Consider the following 20,297-nt stretch of genomic DNA (forward strand, 5'->3'; position numbering starts at 1 on the left):
TCAGCTCTCCTGTTTCTTCAGCAGCGCCACCGTCACGCCGAGGATCACGGGGATCGCCACGATCAGGGGCCAGAACGAGGCATGCAGGTCGCCGAAGCCCAGCGCCTTGTTGAACACGCCACGGCTGATATTGAGCATGTGCGTGGCCGGATACATCAGGCCGATCGCCTTGCCCACGCCTTCCATCGACGAGACGGGATTGAGCAGGCCGGAAAACTGGATGGCCGGGATCATGGTGCCGATCATCGTCACGAACAGGGCCGCGATCTGGCTGCGCGTAAAGGTCGAAGCAAACAGGCCGATGCCGGTGGCGCAGATATTGAAGATGAAGGTGGCGCCGATCAGGGTCGGCAGGCTGCCCTTGATCGGCACGCCGAAGGCGGTGACCGCCAGCAGCGCCATGAGCACGAAGTTGAGCATGGCCAGCAGCACGTAGGGCACCTGCTTGCCGAGCAGGAATTCCAGGCGCGTGACGGGCGTCACGTACAGATTGATGATGGAACCGAGTTCCTTTTCGCGCACCACGGACAGCGCCGCCAGCATGGCCGGCAGCATCAGCAGCAGCAGGGGAATCACGGCCGGCACCATCGCCGGCAGGCTTTTCACGTCGGGGTTGTAGCGGTAGCGCGTCTCGATGGCGACGGGGTTGCTCATCTTGATGCCATAGCGGTGCAGGGCCTGGTCCGCCAGCCACAGCTGGTGCATGCCCTGCACATAGCCCTGCACGGTTTCGGCGCGCATCGGCATGGCGCCGTCGATCCACGCGCCCACCTGCGCCGGCGCGCCGCGCTGCACGTCGCGCGCGAAGCCGGGCGGAATCTCGATGGCCAGCGACAGTTCGCCGCTGCGCATGCGCTTGTCGATATCGGCATAGTCGCGCAGCGGCGGGCGTTCGACGAAGTAGCGCGAGCCGGCCAGGTTGTTCGTGTAGTTCTGGCTCAGGGTCGTCTGGTCGTGGTCGAGCACCGCGTAGCTCAAGTCTTCGACATCCAGGCTGATGCCGAAGCCGATCACGAACAGCAGCAGCACGGAGCCGCCCAGCGCCAGGGTCAGGCGTACGGGATCGCGGCGCAGTTCCAAGGTTTCGCGCCACATGTAGCTGAGCATGCGTCCCAGGCTGAAGCGGCTGCGTTTATGCTCCTGCTGCGGCTCCGGCGCTGCCGCCTTCTGCACGGGCGCCTCGCTTTCCTGCGCCGCGGCCGTGCCGCCGCCCGCCTCTTCCAGGTAGGCGATGAAAGCCGCTTCCAGCGACGGCGCGCCCTTCTTGCGCACCAGTTCGGCCGGCGCATCGCTGACAAGCACTTTCCCCGCATGCATCAGCGAGATGCGGTCGCAGCGCTCGGCCTCGTTCATGAAGTGGGTGGAAATGAAAATGGTGACGTGGTCGCGCCGCGCCAGCTCGATCATCAGGCGCCAGAAATTGTCGCGTGCAATGGGGTCGACGCCGGACGTGGGCTCGTCGAGGATCAGCATTTCCGGCTTGTGCACCATGGCCACGGCCAGCGACAGGCGCTGGCGTATGCCCAGCGGCAGGCTGTCGGGCAAGTCGTCCATCACCTCGCGCAAGTCGAAGCGCTGCGCCATTTCATCGATCCTGGCCGGGATCTCGCCTTGCGACACGTGGAACAGGCGCGCATGCAGCACCAGGTTCTGGCGCACCGTCAGTTCGCTGTACAGGGAAAACGCCTGCGACATGTAGCCGACCCTGCGCCGCGTATCGATATCGTTGGAATCGACTTCCTTGCCGAACAGCCAGGCCTTGCCTTCCGTGGCCGGCAGCAGGCCCGTGAGCATCTTCATGGTGGTCGACTTGCCGCAGCCGTTCGAACCGAGGAAGCCGAAAATCTCGCCGCGGCCGATGCGGAAATTCACATGGTCGACGGCCGTGAAATCGCCGAAGCGCATGGTCAGGTCCTTGGCCTCGATGGCCACGTCCTGCGCGCTGGCCGCGTCCAGCGGCGTGATCACCACGGGCTGGTGGCCCGCGCGCTTGGCCTCGGGCAGCAGCTTGATGAAGGCCGCTTCCAGGTTGTCGCTGTGCGTGCGCGCCAGCAGCTCGGCCGGCGTGCCCGTGTCGAGCACCTTGCCGTCATCCATGGCCACCAGCCAATCGAAGCGCTGCGCCTCGTCCATGTAGGCGGTGGCCACCATCACGCTCATCTGCGGGCGCTGCACGCGGATGCCAGCGATCAGGTCCCAGAACTGGGCCCGCGCCAGCGGATCGACGCCGGTGGTCGGCTCGTCGAGAATGAGCAGGTCGGGATCGTGGATCAGCGCGCAGCACAGGCCCAGCTTCTGCTTCATGCCGCCCGACAGCTTGCCCGCCGGGCGCGCCAGGAACGGGTGCAGGCCCGTGCTGCGGGTCAGCTGGTCGATGCGGCGCCGGCGTTCGGCCGCGTCGTGACCGAACAGGCGCGCGAAAAACTGCAGGTTTTCCTCGACCGACAGGGTCGGATACAGGTTTTTGCCCAGGCCTTGCGGCATGTAGGCGATGCGCGGACAGACGTCGTCGCGGTGGCGCGCATCCTGCATGTCGCCGCCCAGCGCCACGACGGTACCTTGCTGCACGGCGCGCGCACCGGCCACCAGCGACAGCAGGCTCGATTTGCCCACGCCATCGGGACCGATCAAGCCCACCATGCGGCCGGCCGGCACGTCCAGGTCGATGGCGTCGAGCGCCACCGTCTTGCCGTAATGCTGGCTGACGCCCTTGATGCTGACAACAAAGGAAGTGGCCGCTGCACTCACTGCGGAACCTTCGCCGTCAGTTCAGCGGGCCATGCCTGCTGCGCATCGAGCCGCACCCAGGCCACGCCGGGCAAGCCCACCTTGACCAGGGCCAGGTGCTTTTGCAGCAGCTCGCGGCTGATCTGCGCCTTCACGCGGAACATCAGTTTCTGCCGTTCGCTGGCCGTTTCCACCGTTTTCGGCGTGAACTGCGCGCTGGCCGCGACAAACGAGATCGTTGCCGGAATCACGTAATTGGGCGCCGCGTCGAGGATGATGCGCACTTCGCCGCCCAGCGCCACCTTGCCGGCCGCCGTCTCGGGCAGGAAGAAGGTCATGTAGACGTCCGACAGGTCGACCAGGTTGAGCACCTTGCCGCCGCCAGCCAGCACTTCGCCCTGCTGCGCCACCAGGTACTGCACGCGGCCGTCGCGCGGCGCCGCCAGCTGGCCATCGGCCAGGTCGGCGTCGATGCGCGCCGTGGTCGCCTCGGCGGCCGTCACGGCCGAACGGGAACCGACCACCTGCGCCCTGGCCGCGTCGATGGCGGCCTGCGCCGCCGTCACCTGCGCCTTGGCCGCGTTCAGGGCGGCGGCCACGCTGCGCACGCGTGCGCGGTCGTCGTCGAGTTCCTGCACCGAAGAGGCGCCCTCCTGCGACAGGGTTTCCGAGCGGGCCAGGCGGCGCCTGGCCGCATCGAGTTCGCTTTCGCGCTGCGCCACCATGGCCAGCGCGGCCGCCTTGTCGCTTTCGCGCACGGCCACCTGCGCCTGCGCGCCCACCACGGCGTCGGATGCCTGCTGCTGGCGCGCGCGCGCCTCGTCGCGCTGGGCCGTCAGCGAATCGACCTGCATGGTGGCCAGCGGCTGGCCCGCCTTGACGAAGTCGCCCTCGCGCACGAGGATCTCCTTGACCCGGCCGGCCAGCTTGGTGGCGACATCGATCTCGGTCGCCTCAATGCGGCCATTGCCGCTAACGAAACCTTCGCCGGGGCCCGTGGGACGCATTTTTTTCCAGGCCACAAAGCCCAGCACGAGGACAGCCACGAGCAGCGCGGCGGGAACAAATTTTTTCTTCAATTGTGGAGTCATGGTATCGGCAATCGCGTTTAATTATTGGTGAACGTGGCGGCAGCTGGCGCGCCGCCGCCCAGGGCGGCGTACAGGCTGACCTGGCTCGACAGCAGCGCGCGGCGCGTCTGCACCAGCTGCTGCTCGACCGTCAGCAAGTCGCGCTGCGCATCGAGCACTTCCAGGTAGGGCGCGGCGCCATTGTCATAGCGCAGCTTGGCCAGGCGTGCCCGTTCGCTCTGCGCGGCCAACGTCGTCTTGCCGATGTCGACCTGCAGCGCCAGCCAGCGCCGGTTCGACAGCGCATCGGCCACTTCGCGGAAGGCGCCCTGCACGCTCTTTTCGTAATTGGCCACGGCCACGTCGCGGCGCACCTCGGCCAGGTCCATATTGGCGCGGATGCGGCCCGCGTCGAAGATCGGCAGCACCAGGCGCGGCGCGAAATTCCAGGCGCCGCTGCCCGAATCGAACAAGCCGCTCAATTCCGCGCTGGCCGTGCCGTAGGCCGCCGTCAGCGAAATCGACGGGAAGAAGGCGGCGCGCGCGGCGCCGATATTGGCCTGCGCGGCGCGCAGCTGGTGCTCGGCCGCCACCAGGTCGGGACGCTGCGTGAGTAACGCCGAAGGCAGGCCCGCATGCAGCGGCTGCAGCACGCTGGCGTCGTCGAAGCGGCGCACCTCACCCGCCACCGGCGCCAGGTCGACGGGGCCGCCCACCAGCTGGGCCAGCGCGTGCGCCTGCACGGCGCGCGCCTGTTCCAGCTGGGCCGACAGGGACAGGGCCTGGCTGAGCAGGGTTTCCACCTGCGTCAGGTCCAGCTTGGAAATCGAACCCACCTCAAAGCGGCGCGTGAAGATGCGCAGCGATTCGGCGCGGCTGTCGACCGTGGCGCGCGCCAGCGCCACCCGTTCGTCGAGTTCGCGCAAGCCCAGGTAGCCATTGGCCACCTGCGCCACCAGGGCCACGCCGACGGCGCGGCGCGCCTCGTCGCTGGCCAGCAGGGTTTGCAGCGCGCTGTCCTTCAGGCTGCGCACCCTGCCCCAGAAGTCGAGTTCCCAGGCGCTCACGTTCAAGCCTGCCTGGTACTGCGCGCTCGTCATGGGACGGCCCGTCACGCTCAGGTCGCCGGGCACACGCGCACGGCTGCCGGAGGCGCCCAGCGCGATGGTGGGGAACTGCTCGGCGCGCTGGATGCCATACGCGGCGCGCGCCTCTTCCACGCGCAGGGCGGCGATGCGGATGTCGCGGTTATTGGCCAGCGCCTGCGCAATCAGTGCCTGCAGGCGCGTGTCGGCAAAGTAGGCTTGCCAGGCGATGTCGGTAGCCTGCGCACCGGCGGGATCGGTTTCCGGATACCGGGCCGCCACGGGCAGCGGCGGCGGTGCGTACTGCGGCGCCATCGAGGCGCAGCCGGCCAGGACCAGCGTGGCGGCCAGCGCGGCCAGCCTGGCGCGTGGGAATACAACGGGAACAGCCATGGTCATCATCTTCCAGTCAATTCAGAATGTTGTAGCCGCCATCGACGTACAGGGTGCCGCCCGTGATGGCGCGCGCGCCGTCACCGGCGAGGAAGGCGCACAGCGCGCCCACGTCCTCGATGGTGGCCAGGCGCCGCATGGGCGAGCGTTCGATGGCGTCGGCCATCAGGCGGTCGAAATGGGCGATGCCGGAAGCGGCCCGCGTTTCCAGGGGACCGGGCGAAATGGCGTTGACGCGGATGCCTTGCGGACCCAGTTCCGCCGCCAGGTAGCGCACGGAGGACTCCAGCGCCGCCTTCACGGGGCCCATCAGGCCGTAGTCGGCGATGACTTCCTCCGCGCCCAGGTAGCTCATGGTCATCAGGCTGCCGCCGTCCGGCATCAGCGGTTCGGCCAGCTTCGCCATGCGCATGAAGGAGTGGCAGGAAATGTCCATCGCCTGCGCAAAGCCGCCGGCGGAACTGTCCGTGACCCTGCCATGCAAATCCTGCTTCGGCGCGTAGGCGATGGAGTGGACGACGAAGTCGAGCCGCCCCCACTGCCGTTCGATCTGCGCGAACAGCGCTTCGAGCTGGCCCGGCACGGCCACGTCGAGCGGCGCCATGATGGCCGCCTGTACTTGCTGCGCCAGCGGTTCCACGTGCGGGCGAGCCTTGTCATTGAGCCAGGTGACGGCCAGTTCGGCGCCGGCCGCGCGCAGCGCGCTGGCGCAGCCCCAGGCGATGCTCTGCCCATTGGCGATGCCCACCACCAGCCCCCGTTTTCCCTGCAATGGCAGGAACTGCGGCGCGGGCGCCGTCATGGCTTGTTCGGACGCAGGGCGGGCCACGGCGTGGCCGCGTTCACGCATTGCACCGCGCCGGCGCACACGGAGGCCGCGCACGTGGCCAGCGTCACGCCGCCGGCACGCGCATACGGCAAGGCAATCGGGGTATGGGGATGGAGGGTACTGCACGCGTCAGGCGCGGGGATCTGCATCTTCATGAATCTGGCTTCCGTCACTGAAATTCGAGGCCCGCGCCAGTGCATTGTTGGGGAACTGGTACGGGGCGAAAATTACTCTACAGCATTTAGATGCGTAATTCGTGATGAGTCCGGTCCGCATGCATGACGCTTTTGAGCTAGGTCAACTATAAGTGCGATTGCGGCGATGCAACATTGATGTACATCAAATTCTACATCAATATTATTTAAATGAAACAAATTGTAAGCAATCGAATCGCCGTAGCTATTTGATAACTGTATCGGGCTGACGGGAAGAAAATGGGGGCGGCAAACGACAAGTGGTATGGCCTGCAAAACCAGTGCAGATGCGCGGCGGCGGCGGGGGAACGGCGGAAAAAGGCAAAAATGGGGGCCATGCTATTGCAATGCAACATGGCCCACCATGAATTACAGGAATGGCATGGAGGCCATTATTTGCCTGGCCCCGGGGCGGAACGCGAATACAGGTCGATGATGGTGCTGATGCCATCTTGGCAGACGGAGCAGAACGTCTCGCTGCGGTCGAACATGATGCACTGCATCTCGGGCCGGTAGTAGCCGGACGACTCGTAGTTCGCGCCTTCGAAGGCGCCCACGGCATGGCGCTGCGGCGCCTTCAAGAACAGCTGCTGCGTGTACGCCAGGTCGGCCTTGAACAAGTCGCTCATCTCGCTTTCCGGGCGGTTGGCAGCGCGCAGGGCCGCGCGCTGCTTCTGGTACTCGCGCGCATGGCTGTCGTACGCTTCCTTGGGCCACGGCGTGGGCAGCGGCGTGCCGGCCTTCACGTGGCTTTTCCATTTCAGCCTGGCAGGATCGCGCAGCGCCGTGGCGTTCGGCTCCCACGGTTCCTGCCGCTCGCCATTCGACTGATAGGCGACGGGCGACGTGTAGTACTCGTCGGCCAGGCCGGCGAAATGGTGGCCGAATTCATGCACGAACAGGTAATTGGCCCAGTCGTTGTTGGCCGCCGCCGTGCTGAACTGGCCGAAGATGCCGCCGCCGCCATAGGTATCGTTGTTGACGAGGATCTCGATGAATTCGTACGGCGCATATTGCGCCAGGTCGCGCAGGGCGCGGTTGTCCGTGGTCAGCACATAACGCTCGCTGCCGAAGATATCGTAGCGCGTGCCCAGCGGCGAGGCATGGTGCACGCCCGTCGATGGACGCGACACGCCCGACTCCTGCGTCGGCGCGGCCATGGCCCACACGTTGAAGTCATTGGCCCGCTCGCGGAACGGCGAGACGGTAAACAGGTGCTCGGCCAGTTTGCGCGCCGTCGCTTCGAACTTGCCCATTTCGGCGGCCGTGTAGCCGTCGCCCATGATCAGCAGGTCGACCTTGTCGGGCGATGGCCCGCTGATGCGGATCGGGATCGGCTTGACGGGGGCCGGCGGCTGCTTGCGGATCACGTCCTGCGCGGCCGGGTCGACATCGGTGCTCCACACGATGGAAAACAGGCCGCGCTCGTCGCGCTTGAGGATGCGCACGCGCACGGGCTGCTCGGGCTGCGGGAAGCGCACGGATTCCTGGAAGGCCCGCGTCGTGGTCTTCGCTTCATCGGTGCTGGCCCACTCGCCGAAGATGGTGGAAAAGCCGCGCGAATACAGCACCTTGCCCGACTTGATATCGACCACTTCCAGCATGTTGTTGCCGCGGTTGCTGTCGTCGATGGTACGCGCCATGTTGCCCGCCCATGGCAGCGGTTCGACCAGCACGCGCTCGACCGCATAATGTTCGCCCAGCGCATTGCCGCTGTGCTGGTAATCGAGGCGCATGGTAGCTGGCTGCGGCGCACCGGCAGCGTGCGCGACAGGAAGCATGCCGGCGGCCAGCGCCAGCGCGCATAGGAAGGATCGGATCGGGGTCTGCTGCATGTCATTCCTAAAACGGTAGAAAAACAGGTGAAGGGAACGGTTTTCCAAACAATCAGCGGGCCTGCCGGCAGGCGCGGGAAAAACCGCTGCGGCACATTGTAGCGACAGGAAGGAAGCGTGCAAAGCACCCATTGCGCGCGATGCGCTTGACCATGTCGTCCGCTCCGATTATATTAGACTGACTAGTCGATTAATTAAAAGGAAAGCACACCGCATGCGCACCATCGATCCCGACAAACACGCGGCACGCCGCGACGCCATTCTTGCGGCGGCGCGCCAGTGCTTTGCCCGCAAGGGTTTTCACCAGACCAGCACGGCCGCCATCTGCGCGCAAGCCGGCATGAGTCCCGGCAACCTGTTTCACTACTTCCCTACCAAGCAAGCCATCATCGCCGCCATCGTCGACCAGGAAGGCAGCGAAACGGCCGCCTACTTCGCCGGCGTGCAAGGCAGCGCAGATCCCCATGGCGCGCTGCTCGACTTCATGGACCTGGTGCTGGCACTGGCGGCCGACGGGGACTTTGCGGGACTGGCCCTGGAAATAGCGGCCGAGGCGATGCGCGACGCGGATATCGCGGCCAGGGTTGCCCGCAACGATGGCGTGCTGCGCGCGGGCGTGCAGGCGCTGCTGGAAAGCGCGGCCGCGCAAGGCCAGGTCGACGCCGCGCTCGACCCCGCGCAGACGGCCAGCTGGCTCGCGGCGCTGATCGACGGCATCTTCAACCGGGTCGCCGTCGATCCCCATTACGCACCGCTGGCGCAGCGCGCCAGCCTGCACCTGCTGCTGGCGCGCTTCCTGCGCCCTGCCCTCGCATGAAGGCCGCCATGCCAAGCCCGCCCACGCGCATCGCCGACGTCGACGCCCTGCGCGGCTGCGCCCTGTTCGGCATTTTGGTCGTCAACATCGGCGCCTTCGCCACGCCGTGGTTCGGCCTGGGATTGACCGATCCGGCCTTTCACGGCAGCGTGGACCGCGCCACGCACTTCCTCGTCGCGCTGCTGTTCGAGACCAAGTTCTATCTGCTGTTTTCCTTCCTGTTCGGCTACAGCTTCACCTTGCAGATGCAGGCGGCCGCACGGGCCGACGCGCCGTTCGTGCCGCGCATGCTGCGCCGGCAGGCTGGCCTGTGGCTGATCGGCGCCCTGCATGCGGTGTTCCTGTTTCATGGCGACATACTCACCACCTATGCCGTGCTGGGCATCGTGCTGCTGGCGCTGCACCGCTGCGGCGAGCGGCCCGCCCTGGCCCTGGCCTGTCTCCTCGTCGCCGCCTGCGTGGCGTTCTGGTCCTGCATGGCGTGGCTGCAAAGTCTGCAGCCTGCGGGCGACGCCGCGGACAATGCCGTGGCGATGGCGCGGAAAGCGGCCGCCGCCCTGGCTGCCTACCATGCCACGCCGGCCGCCGTCGTCAATCAGCACCTGCGCGAACTGAGTGAAATCTGGATCGTCCTGCTGCTGGTGCAGGCACCCTGTGCGCTGGCCATGTTCCTGTGCGGCCTGGCCGCCGGCAAGCGCGAGATGCTGCTGCACGCAAGCGATTACCTGCCGCTGCGCCGGCGCCTGCTGCAGGCCGGCGCAGTGGCCGGCCTGCCCGGTGCCGCCATCTATGCGTGGACTTCCGTGTATGGCGACAGCCAGGCATGGCAGGTGGCGGGGCTCGCCGTGGGACTGGCCAGCGCGCCGCTGCTGGCGGGCGCCTACCTGGCGCTGGCGCTGGCCCTGTTCGAACGCCTGCGCGACGGCACGCTGTTTGCGCTGCTGGCCGACACGGGCCGCATGGCCCTGTCGAACTACCTGCTGCAGTCGGCCGTCTGCGCCTGGCTGTTCCTCGCGTATGGCGCGCGGCTGATGGGCAGCGTATCGCCGCTGGGCGCGCTGGCGCTGGCCGCCATCATCTTCGGCCTGCAGTTGCCGTTGAGCCGCTGGTGGCTGCGCCGCCACGCGTATGGCCCCGTCGAGTGGCTGCTCAGGGCCCTGACGATTGCGGCGTGGCCCCGCTGGCGGCGCGCCGGCGCCGGCTATTTGTAGCGGTACAGCGGCTGGCGCAGCTGGATGGGACGGATGTCGAGGCGCAGTTTCAGCACCGAATACGCTTCCGCCTCGGTCGAGCTGTAGCCGACGCTGTTGACGGTCTTACTGAAGCGGAACTCGAAGCCCAGGTCCGGATACGGGTCGCGCGGATTGCCGAAGGCGATGCCGATGGCTTCCTGCTGGGCGTTGTCGATCAGGTTGCCCATCAGGTCCAGCACGGCGTTGTTGCCGAGGATGTCATTGGTGAAAACGGGTTCGCGCATGTCGGGCTGGTTCGGATCGAGCTTGTTGTCGGCCTTGTCCGGCGACGGCGTAAACACGCGCGTGACGAGGTTGAATTTGTCTCCCCGGTCCAGGTAGCTGATGGCCGCATTGCTGATGTTGAAATTTTTCACGCCGCGGTCGCTGATGGCGCCCGACAGGTCGATCAGCAGGGCGCCGCTATAGCCGATGACTTCCACGTCGCGCATGGCGTCGACCACCATGGCGCTGTTTTCATCGATGCCCAGGCCCAGGTGATAGCCTTTTTTCAGCATCACGGGAATCATGCGCGCAAAGCGCCCGCGCACCAGCAGATGCTGGTCCACGAAAACGTCGCTGCCGATGAAGCCCAGTCCGGGCGCGATCTCGCGGCCGTCCGTCACGCCCATCTTGAGCATGTCGAGCACGGGTTTGGCGTCGTAAAACATGGTGGTGCTCATGATGGCCGCGCCGGCGCTGGAACCGGCAATCACGCCGCCGTTGCGGTAGACCGACCAGATGGCTTCCAGCGCGGCCGTGCGGCTGCCGTCCGGGCGCAGCAGGGCTTGCGTGATGCGCCCCTGGTCGCCGCCCGCAAAATAGATGCCGGTGGCCGACTTGATCTGCGTGACGATGGCCGGGTCTTCGGCTGCCTTGCGGTAATCGCGGTTGGGCAGCTTGACGGCCAGCGGCACGAAAAAGGCTTCGGCGCCGTATTGATTGAGTTTTTTGATGATGCTTTCACCCGATTTTTCCGGGTTCATCGCGGCCGAAGCCAGCACGGCGATACGTGCGCCCGGCCCGCCCGACAACTTGACGATGCGCTGCCAGACTTCGGCATTGTCGGCGCGCAGGCCGCCGCCGATGATGACGAGCGTGCCCTGCGGCGCGCTGCCGATGGCACTGCCGCCAGGTGCCGCCACGGCATGGACGCTGCACAGTGCCAGCGCGAACAGCAGCGCGGCGCGGAATGTGTGATACAGGCTTGAAGATGATTTCATGGTGCCTTTCGAATGCAAAGAAAGGGGCGCGCGCCGGACGCGCGCCCTTGCTGCCAATACTGCTGCTTGCAACCCAACCCCATCGAACTACGATACTACCCGCTGCGTGTGACAGCGGTATTGCGGCAGCTCCAGTTTTTCCGCCCTATTTGAAGCTGTAATTGGCGCTGGCATAGAAGCGCCGGCCGCGCGGGTCCGTATACGTCGGGTCGTAGCCGGACAGGAAATAGTACGCCTGGTTCGAGTACGGCGGACTGGTATTGAACAGATTCTGTATGCCCGCGCGCAGCTTGAACTGCTTGCTGACGGCATACGCGCCCGACATGTCCCAGATCGAATACGCCTTCACGCGGTTGGCCGCCACCACGCTGCCGTTATCCGTGTTGATGGCCGAATTCTGGTCCTGGTAGCCGCTCGAATACGTGTTCGACAGGCTGGCCGAATACGGGCCGTGGTCCCAGTCCACGGTGATCGTGTGGCGCCAGCGCTGCACCACGCCGTCCGTGACAAAGGTATTCAGGTTGCTGATGAAATCGTCGCCAGGGCTGGTCTGGATTTTCGAATCGAGCACGTACGTGCCGCTCAGGTGCCCGCCGAAACGTCCCCATGCCGTCCTGACGCCATGCAGGTCGGCCGTGATATCGATGCCCGATGCTTTTTGCGCGCCGCGGTTTTCCTTGCGCAGCTCGATGTAGTCGATTTCATTGTCAGCGTTGCGATGTACGAGGTCGCCGTACTTGCCCAGATTGCCCAGGATGATGTCGTCGCCGATTTCGCTGATCAGGTCCGTGCGCTTGATGTTCCAGTAATCGAAGCTGAAGGTCCAGTGCTGGCTCGGCTCGAGCACCAGGCCGGCCGTGAACTGGCGGCTGCGCTCCGGTTTCAGCTTGTCGTTGCTGTAGCGGCGCGTATCCCAGTTATCGGCGCAGACGGAGTAATCGTTGTTCTCGCTCGCGCAATACACGGGATCGGGCAGGGTCGACGTGCTGCTGTAGGCCGTGGGCCGGTGCAGGTCCGACATCGACGGAGCGCGGAAGCCCTTGCCGGCCGAGGCGCGCATCAGCACCTGCTTGCTGGGCATGTAGGTCAGGCCGATCTTCGGACTGAGGGCGCCGCCTACCTGCTGGTAATGGTCATAGCGGCCCGATAGCTGCGCCTGCCACTGTTTGGTAAACGGCAGCAGCAGTTCGCTGTAGATGGCTTGCACGTTGCGGCTGTCGCTGGTGGCCACGCCGCCTTCCGGCGCCGCGTCGTTGTTGATGTTGTCGCTCATCAGCAACGCCGAGGGACGGAATTCCGTGCGCTCGCGCCGCACCTCGCCGCCCACGGCCAGCGCCATGTCGCCGCCGCCCAGCGCCATCAGCGCGCGCGATGCCTTGAAATCGAGCGAGTCCATGGTGCCGCGCGCATGGCGCACCTCGTCATTGACCTGGATGCTGTCGAGCAGCGCCTTGCCTTCCGCGCTGGACGGGCCAAAGGGATTGATGCGGCCATCGGCGATGCCCTCCAACAGCTTGTCGTACAGGACATAGCCATGCGTGTCGCGGTCCTTGACCACGTTGACGCTGTGGTTCAAGCCCACGTCATAGTCCCAGCCGGCCAGCGTGCCGGTGGCGCCCACGACGAAGCGCTGGCTTTCGCTGGTCAACTCGCTGGTGCGCATGCCCGCCTCGTTCAGGCGCATGCGCAGTTCCAGTTCGCGTCCCACCGGTTCGCCATCCTCGTCGAGCGCCGTATCGAAACCGGCATTGGCCAGCTGCGGCACCTTGCTGTAATCGAGATAACCGATGACGCGTGCCGACGAGCCCACGTAATAGCTGCGCGAGCGGCTCAGCGCCACTTCCGCATACAGCTGGTGGTCGTTATTCAGTTTCAGCACGCCGCGCGTGAGCAGGTTCTGCTTGTCCGTCTTCGGATACAGCTCCGTGTCGCCCATGTAATCATAGGTACAGGCATCGACGCCGCCCGTGCCCGCCGGCAGGTACAGATTGGCCGGCGGCGCGCAGTTCGGGATCGAAAAATTGATCTGGCGGTTGCTGATCGGCTGCCCGTTGAGCAGGAAATCGTTGTCCTGCAAATGCGTGCGCTGGGCGCCGCTGAGGCGGATATTCGCCGGACTGGTAAAACTGGACAGCAAGTGCCCGAGGCGCTGCGGCACCTGGAGGTTCGGAATGAACTTGCGCTGCGAAGAGCTGAGGCGGTCGGTTTTTTGCAGGTCGACCACGGCAAAGATATTGTAGCCATCCGTGGCCAGGTCGCCCGTGCCGGCCGTGATGCTGGCCGTGCGCTTGCCGGCGCCGCCTTCCTGCGTGCCGCTGCCATACGCATTCAGCTCCACGCCCTGGTAATCCTTGCGCGTAATAAAATTAATGACGCCGCCGATGGCGTCCGTGCCGTACAGGGCCGAGGCACCGTCGAGCAGCACTTCCACGCGCTGCAGCGCGGCGGCGGGGATGTTGTTCAGGTCCACGCCCGCATCGTCGCCGGGCGAGGCAAAGTTGGCCATGCGCCGGCCATTGAGCAGCACCAGCGTGGACGACGTGCCGACACCGCGCAGGTTGGCGCTGTTGAAGCCGCGCTGGTCGCCGCCGATATTGATGCTGGCGCCATCGGTCAGGCCGCCCACGTTGGCCGACACGCGGGCCATCAGCTCGGCCGCCGTGGTCACGCCCGCCTTTTCGATATCGGCGCGCGTGATGACCTGCACCGGCAGCGCCGTCTCCGATTCCAGGCGCTTGATGGCCGACCCCGTGATTTCCACACGCTGCATTTTTTTCGCGGCAGGTTCGCCATCCTGCTCCTGTGCCAGCGCGCCATTGCCCAGCATGCCCAGCGCCGCCGTCACGCTCAAGGCGCCCAGCGCCAGGCGCACGGCATGTGCCAGTGCCGCTTCACGTGGCAGTGCAGGCCCGCCCTGTAGTTTTTCCTTATGCATTCCAACTCTCCCCAATGGTATTGACCCTGATTTTTATAATGACTGCTTTTTATGGACTGCCTTGCGCTGCTGTGCTGCTGTTTTCCTGGGAACCTGCACCCCATGCTCGCCGCCATACAGGTAGGCGGCGATCACTTCGCTCAGGCGTGCTGCCTTGTCGACGTTGTCCTTGTTCGACACCATCAGCGCCACGGCCAGCGCCTCGATCATGGCCAGCGCCGTGCTGGCGCTGCTGGGCAGGACGGGATGCGTGCTTTGCGCAAATAGCGCATGCTCGGCCAGCTCGGCCAGCGGCGAGGCGGGCGAATCGGTGAGCGCCACGATGCAGGCGCCGCGGTCGCGCGCGAAGCTGGCCAGGCCGATGCAATCGAGCGTATAGCGGGGAAACGAAATCACCACCAGCACGTCCTGCGCCGTCAGGTTGACCAGGTGCCCGGCCGCCACTTCCGAGCCGCCGATGCCCACCACTTCCACCACATGCGGGCAAAACGGCTGCAGATGCTGCACCAGCATGCCGGCCAGGTTGGCCGACAGGCCAAAACCCATCACATACACCACCTTGGCGCGCGTCAGGCGCCGCACCACAGCGTGCATGTCGGGCAGCGACAGGGCGGCAGACGTGGCGGCGATGTTCGCGGCCGCATATTCCAGGCTTTCCGTGACGGGCGAGGTGGCGCGCGCGCGCCGCTCTATCGTATGGCGCAGCTTGTCGACGGGCTGCAGCAGCGATTGCAGGGTTTCGGCCATGGCGCCGCGCATGGCCGAATAATTCTTCTGGCCGATGTCGCGCGCGAAGCGGCTGATGGTGGCCGTCGACACCTGGCAGTTGTCGGCCAATTCCTCGATGCCCAGCGCAATGACGCGCATCTGGTTGCGCAGCAGGTAGTCGGCGATCTGCCGCTGCGAAGCCGAACCGCCGGCCAGCACGTGCATCAGCGCCTGTCCCAGCGGAGACTGCGCGAAGGCGGCATCGGGCGACGACAGCGCGGCGGCAGGTGGCGTGCGGGCGCTGCTTCTGGCAGGACTGGCGGATGCTTTCATATCACTGGCGGCCTGTGTTCTTGGATACTGCGGATGAATGGCGGAAAGGCGAAATCGGGTCGCTGAAACTTACTGTACTCATATCAAAAAGAAAACTCAACAAATATTTGTAAAAGGATTTTCATTGATTTACTTCGTGAAAATAATGCTACATAATCGACCGAAATCCATCAACCGCGCCCCGTTTTGGGGCGAATTCACCATGCAAGTACAACAGCATCCCATCTCCACCGCGCACGCCAGCGTGTCCTGCCAATTGAGCAGTTTTCACTTCGGCGGCACGGCTGCCGCCAGCCGCAGCGGCAAGAAGGTGTACATCCAGGCGGCGCTGCACGCGGACGAGGTGCCGGGCATGCTGGTGTCGCAATTCCTGCGCCGCGAACTGCTGGCGCTGGAAGCGGCGGGCAAGATCCACGGCGAAATCATCCTGGTGCCGGCCGCCAATCCGATCGGCCTGGCGCAAGCCATCCATGGCGCGCCGTTCGGCCGCTTCGACCTGACCACCGGCATCAACTTCAACCGCGCCTACCGCCACGTGGCCGATGAACTGAAGACCACGCTCGATGGCCTGCTGGGACAGGATGCGCAAGCCAACGTGGCGCTGATACGCCGGCATGCGCGCGAGGCCGTCGCCGCCTGGCGGCCGGGTACGGATGCGGAGGTACTCAAGAAAACCCTGCTGGGCATGGCCATCGACGCCGACATCGTGCTCGACCTGCATTGCGATAACGAGGCGGCCCTGCATATCTATACGGGCACGCCGCTGGCGGCGCAGATCGCGCCCCTGTCCGCGCTGCTGAGCGCGCGCGCCGTGCTGCTGGAGCTGGCGGCCGGCGAAGAGCCGTTCGACGAAGCCTGCAGCCGCCTGTGGTGGGATCTCGACGCGCACTTCAAGGGACGCTATCCGATCCCCGCCGCCTGCCTGTCGACCACCATCGAATTGCGCGGCGAAGTGGAAGTGAGCTACGCCCTGGCCGAACGCGACGCCACCGCCCTGCTGCGCTTTCTCGCCATCGAGGGCGTGCTGGAGATTGCCGGCGCCGGCGACGACCTGCCCGCGCCGCAATGCGCACCGACGCCGCTGGCCGGGGTGGAACCGATCCTCGCGCCGCATCACGGCGTGCTGGTCTACCTGCGCGAAATGGGCGACGTGCTGGCCGCCGGCGATGCGCTGGCCGACCTGATCGATCCCGTCAGCGGCGAGACGACGACCTTGCGCTGCACGGTCGCCGGCGTCTTCTTCGCGCGCAGCGCGCACCGCCACGTCCTGCGCGGCATGAACGTCGGCAAGGTCGCCGGCGCCGTCGCCTTCCGCGGCGGCAGCCTGCTGAGCCAATAAGTGTCACAAAAAAGCGCCATGAGAAAATTCAAGCTCCCCAACACCTTCGTCCTGCTGTGCGGCATCCTGGCCATGATCGCCCTGGCGACGTGGCTGGTGCCAGGCGGGAAATTCGATACGCAGCTGGTCAACGGCAAGCAGCTGATCATCCCCGGCACGTTCCACTACGTGGACAACAAGCCGCAGGGACTCGCCGCCCTGATGATGGCGCCCATCAAGGGCTTCGTCGACGCCAGCCTGATCATCGGCTTCGTGCTGATCGTCGGCGGCGCCTTCGCCGTGCTGCAAAAGACGGAAGCCTTCGACTCGCTGATCAAGGCGATCGCCAAGGCCCACACCAGCTCGCGCTTCGTGCGCGCCGCCATCATTCCCGTCTTCTTCACCATGTTTTCCCTGGGCGGCGCCACCTTCGGCATGAACGAGGAAGCGATTCCCTTCATCCTGATCTTCGTGCCGCTGGCGCTGGCCCTGGGCTATGACACCATCACGGGCGTGTCGATTCCCTTCATCGGCTCGCAGGTGGGTTTTTCAGCCGCCTTTTTGAACCCGTTCAACGTCGGCATCGCGCAGGGCATCGCCGGCGTGCCGATCTTTTCCGGCATCGGCTACCGCCTGATCGTCTGGGCCATCGCCACGGCCGTCAGCATCGTCTTCCTGATGTGGTACGCGGCCCGCATCAAGCGCCATCCGGAAAAAAGCCCGACCTATCTGCTCGACATCGAAAAGCGCAGCGAGCACTCGATGGACCTGGACAGCTTTGCCGGCATGACGCGCACGCACCGCGCCGTGCTGTGGATTTTCATGGCGACCTTGCTGACGATGGTCGTCGGTGTCGTCAAGTACGACTGGTTCATCGATGAAATCGCCGCCCTGTTCCTGGTGATGGCCATCGTCGTCGGCCTGGTGGGCCGGCTCGACATGGACAGCCTGGTGGCGTCCTTTGTCCAGGGCGCGCGCGACATGGTCAGCGTGGCACTGGTCATCGCGCTGGCGCGCGGCACCATGATCCTGGCGCGCGACGCGCAAATCATCGACACCATGCTGCATGCGCTCACGCCCCTGGTGGCCTCGTCGAGTCCCGTCTTCGCCGCGCAAAAGATGTTCTTCATGCAGTCGGTGATCAACTTCTTCATCCATTCCGGCAGCGGCCAGGCTGCGCTGACCATGCCCATCATGGCGCCGCTGGCCGACCTGGTGGGCGTGACGCGCCAGACGGCCATCCTGGCCTTCCAGTTCGGCGAATTCACTACGCCGATGATCCCCACCTCCGGCATCACCGTCGGCGTGCTGGCGCTGGCGCGCGTGCCCTGGATTACGTGGGCCAAGTGGATGATCCCGCTGCAGCTGATTTACCTGGTGCTGGCGCTGCTGCTTCTGATTCCGCCCTGCCTGATGCACTGGCAATAGGAAAGCCGCGGCGACGCACGGCCGCCGCGGCTTTATTTGCGAGACGCCCGCCCGTAAGGTCCCTCGACGCGGCCCTTGGCCCAGTCGGCCATCAGATCGTAATAGCCTGGCGTGATGGTGGTGGGCTTGCGCGTTCCATCCGCTGCCTGATCGTAGCTGCGCATGCCGTGATCGGCCTGCGGGAAGAGGTAGATGGAGATGGACTGGCCCTGGCTGCGCAACGCCGCCAGGCGCTCCACGGTGACAGCCGGCGGCGCCTGGCGGTCATCTTCCGCCAAGGCCCATAGCTGCGGCACCGCGACCTGGCGCAATGCCTGCACGGGATCTTGCGACCAGTCGACACCGAGCTTGTCGAACTGCGGTATGCCATGCTTGCGCAAGTCCTCGACGGGCATCGCCAGGAACACGCCCGTGTAGCCGCCCTTGACGAGTGCAAACCACGGTTCCTTGCCGAATCGCTGCTGCACCCCGGACAAGTCGTCCAGGCCGTCCTTGTAGCCTGACTTGACGAGCCTTGCCGTGATATCCGTCACCGTCCGGGCCTTGGCGAGGACGTCGTCGCCATAGCCGCGGTCGCGCAATTCCTTGGCGACCTGCGCCGCATCCTGCTCCGCGATATCGACCGCCAGGCCATAGCCGATGCCGAGAAAGTCCGCCTTGGCGCGCGCTTGCGCCAGTGGCGCGATCCAGCCGCCCTGGCTTACCCCCATCAGGCCGAAGCGGCCGTAGCGGCCTTGCGCCAGCCGCCTGGCTTCGCGCGACGCGGCCACCAGGTCATCGGCCAGGCGCGGAAAATTCTGCGTATATTCACCTTCGGACAGGCCGGTGCCCCGCTTGTCGTACACGAAAACGGACACGTCCCGTGCCACCATCTGGTAAGGATCGCGCGCGCGGCCGATCCAGCCGCTGCCTTCGGAACCGTGGGCATACACGACCAGCGGCGTATCCTTGCCTGCGCCCGGCGCTTCCATCAAGCGGCCTGCGAGCATGACGCCGTCCGATGCGAAGCGCGTATCCGATTCGGCCAGTGCCACTTTCGGCCAGCGCTCCTTGCCGCGGACAAGCACGGCGTCCTTTCCGCATGCGAGCAGCGCCCCGGCATCCTGCGTGTTGCCGACCGTCCCGTCGCTGAAGGTATAGCTGTATCCCTTGCCCCCTTGGGTAAGGGCGACGAAATCCGTCTGGTCCTGGCGGAAAATGCCCGTCTCGCAAGGCGCCGGACTGAATGCCTCCGGCAGGGGTGCGCCAGTCGCGGTGAGCGAAACGGCAAGGAGAGGCCAGAGAAAGGAAGAGGTCATGGAGTCAGGGTCCGTCAGGGGGATCGACACAATGGAAATGGCAGGGCTGGACCGGGGCCGCGCGCAAACCGCGCCAGCCGTTCACTGCCGGTACAGATCGGGAAAATAGCGTTCCATCAGCGTCTCCGGCCGGAGCGGCGCCGTAAAGCCGTAGCGCGCATACAGGCCATGCGCCGTGCTGGTGGCCAGCATGAAGCGGCGCAAGCCCTGCAAGTCGGGATGTGCCATCACGGCCTCCATCAGGCGCTTGCTGTAGCCGCGGCCGCGGTACTCTTCCAGCACATACACGTCGACCAGATAGGCAAACGTGGCGTAGTCGCTGACCACGCGGGCAAATGCCACCTGGCGGCCGTCCAGCGTGCCGCCGAAGCAGAGCGAATGGTCGATCGCGCGCTGTACGGTGGCCAGTGCGATGCCGCTGGCCCATGCCGATTGCGTGCTGAGAAAATGGTGAATGGCTGGAACGTCGAGTTCCGCCTTGTCGCTGCTGATCGTCAAATGTGGCATCACGCTGTCCGCCTGTCGTGGAAAAAACCGATCATCGGCGATTTTTGTGCTGCTGTCACCTGGGCAGGAAAGAACCGGGGGCGCCGCCCGTCCTGATTGCCGGTGAAGGGTACTGCCTGCATTGCATGGCCGCGCTTACAGTGCGGCTTTTTCTTCGGCGCTCAGGCGCTTGGCGCTGACGTGCACGGTGTGCATGGTGGCCTGGTCGGCGCTGGCGACGATGGCGGCAGGCGCGGCGCGGAATTTCGGCACGGCGGCGGTAGCCAGGCTGGTGGCGGCGGCGATGGCGATGACGGCAACGAAGATGGCTTCCATGTTTTTAGCGATGTTCATGATGGTTCCTTTGGGTGGCTGGTTGTGTGCTG

General features: G+C 65.5%; 16 protein-coding genes. 4 read left to right on the top strand and 12 right to left on the bottom strand.

Features of this window, described 5'->3' with window-relative positions:
* The 6 genes from rbbA to GCN75_RS12505 all read right to left on the bottom strand — a co-directional run bounded on the left by rbbA (nucleotide 1) and on the right by GCN75_RS12505 (nucleotide 8,133).
* On the bottom strand, nucleotides 1–2,748 hold the full coding sequence (gene rbbA / locus GCN75_RS12480) for a ribosome-associated ATPase/putative transporter RbbA (RefSeq protein ID WP_152282810.1): 2,748 nt from the start codon (nucleotides 2,746–2,748) through the stop codon (nucleotides 1–3).
* On the bottom strand, nucleotides 2,745–3,818 hold the full coding sequence (locus tag GCN75_RS12485; protein ID WP_152282811.1) for an HlyD family secretion protein: 1,074 nt from the start codon (nucleotides 3,816–3,818) through the stop codon (nucleotides 2,745–2,747). Before GCN75_RS12485 ends, rbbA begins: the two co-directional genes overlap by 4 nt.
* Before the next feature lie 17 nt (nucleotides 3,819–3,835).
* A complete protein-coding gene (locus GCN75_RS12490; protein WP_405002808.1) occupies nucleotides 3,836–5,281 on the bottom strand; it encodes an efflux transporter outer membrane subunit in 1,446 nt (481 codons plus the stop codon).
* 10 nt (nucleotides 5,282–5,291) lie between these two features.
* Nucleotides 5,292–6,077 (bottom strand): enoyl-ACP reductase FabI, encoded by a 786-nt coding sequence (gene fabI, locus GCN75_RS12495; protein ID WP_152282813.1) that lies wholly within the window; start codon nucleotides 6,075–6,077, stop codon nucleotides 5,292–5,294.
* Nucleotides 6,074–6,259 (bottom strand): hypothetical protein, encoded by a 186-nt coding sequence (locus tag GCN75_RS12500; RefSeq protein WP_152282814.1) that lies wholly within the window; start codon nucleotides 6,257–6,259, stop codon nucleotides 6,074–6,076. Before GCN75_RS12500 ends, fabI begins: the two co-directional genes overlap by 4 nt.
* A 431-nt stretch (nucleotides 6,260–6,690) precedes the next feature.
* Nucleotides 6,691–8,133 (bottom strand): IgA Peptidase M64, encoded by a 1,443-nt coding sequence (locus GCN75_RS12505; RefSeq protein WP_152282815.1) that lies wholly within the window; start codon nucleotides 8,131–8,133, stop codon nucleotides 6,691–6,693.
* A 214-nt stretch (nucleotides 8,134–8,347) separates the two neighbouring features.
* Here GCN75_RS12505 and GCN75_RS12510 point away from each other — a divergent pair, with 214 nt between their 5' ends.
* Nucleotides 8,348–8,950, top strand: coding sequence for a TetR/AcrR family transcriptional regulator (locus GCN75_RS12510; protein WP_152282816.1), 603 nt, complete (start codon nucleotides 8,348–8,350; stop codon nucleotides 8,948–8,950).
* A gap of 8 nt (nucleotides 8,951–8,958) precedes the next feature.
* Nucleotides 8,959–10,161, top strand: a complete 1,203-nt coding sequence (locus GCN75_RS12515; RefSeq protein WP_193317483.1) for a DUF418 domain-containing protein — start codon at nucleotides 8,959–8,961, stop codon at nucleotides 10,159–10,161.
* Here GCN75_RS12515 and GCN75_RS12520 read toward each other — a convergent pair.
* From GCN75_RS12520 to GCN75_RS12530, 3 genes are all read right to left on the bottom strand, one after another.
* Nucleotides 10,152–11,405, bottom strand: coding sequence for a cyanophycinase (locus GCN75_RS12520; RefSeq protein WP_152255079.1), 1,254 nt, complete (start codon nucleotides 11,403–11,405; stop codon nucleotides 10,152–10,154). The two genes, GCN75_RS12515 and GCN75_RS12520, sit on opposite strands and share 10 nt — an antisense overlap.
* 145 nt (nucleotides 11,406–11,550) lie before the next feature.
* Nucleotides 11,551–14,340 carry a TonB-dependent receptor gene (locus GCN75_RS12525; RefSeq protein ID WP_152282818.1) on the bottom strand — a complete coding sequence of 930 codons (2,790 nt, stop codon included), beginning with the start codon at nucleotides 14,338–14,340 and terminating at the stop codon, nucleotides 11,551–11,553.
* 33 nt (nucleotides 14,341–14,373) lie between these two features.
* Entirely contained in the window at nucleotides 14,374–15,381 is a 1,008-nt protein-coding gene (locus GCN75_RS12530) for a MurR/RpiR family transcriptional regulator (protein WP_152282819.1), read from the bottom strand.
* 202 nt (nucleotides 15,382–15,583) lie between these two features.
* Between GCN75_RS12530 and GCN75_RS12535 the strand changes: the two genes are divergently transcribed.
* Nucleotides 15,584–16,720 carry a succinylglutamate desuccinylase/aspartoacylase family protein gene (locus GCN75_RS12535; protein WP_152282820.1) on the top strand — a complete coding sequence of 379 codons (1,137 nt, stop codon included), beginning with the start codon at nucleotides 15,584–15,586 and terminating at the stop codon, nucleotides 16,718–16,720.
* Between the two features lie 18 nt (nucleotides 16,721–16,738).
* Entirely contained in the window at nucleotides 16,739–18,127 is a 1,389-nt protein-coding gene (locus GCN75_RS12540) for a YfcC family protein (RefSeq protein WP_101482831.1), read from the top strand.
* A 32-nt stretch (nucleotides 18,128–18,159) separates the two neighbouring features.
* Here GCN75_RS12540 and GCN75_RS12545 read toward each other — a convergent pair whose 3' ends face one another.
* The 3 genes from GCN75_RS12545 to GCN75_RS12555 form a co-directional block, all read right to left on the bottom strand.
* A complete protein-coding gene (locus tag GCN75_RS12545) occupies nucleotides 18,160–19,425 on the bottom strand; it encodes an alpha/beta hydrolase family protein (protein WP_152282821.1) in 1,266 nt (421 codons plus the stop codon).
* A gap of 81 nt (nucleotides 19,426–19,506) precedes the next feature.
* Nucleotides 19,507–19,932, bottom strand: a complete 426-nt coding sequence (locus GCN75_RS12550; RefSeq protein ID WP_152282822.1) for a GNAT family N-acetyltransferase — start codon at nucleotides 19,930–19,932, stop codon at nucleotides 19,507–19,509.
* A gap of 135 nt (nucleotides 19,933–20,067) precedes the next feature.
* Nucleotides 20,068–20,265 carry a hypothetical protein gene (locus GCN75_RS12555; RefSeq protein ID WP_152255072.1) on the bottom strand — a complete coding sequence of 66 codons (198 nt, stop codon included), beginning with the start codon at nucleotides 20,263–20,265 and terminating at the stop codon, nucleotides 20,068–20,070.
* Nucleotides 20,266–20,297 lie beyond the last annotated feature (32 nt).

Source organism: Janthinobacterium violaceinigrum, assembly GCF_009208555.1.
GTDB classification, from domain to species: domain Bacteria; phylum Pseudomonadota; class Gammaproteobacteria; order Burkholderiales; family Burkholderiaceae_D; genus Janthinobacterium; species Janthinobacterium violaceinigrum.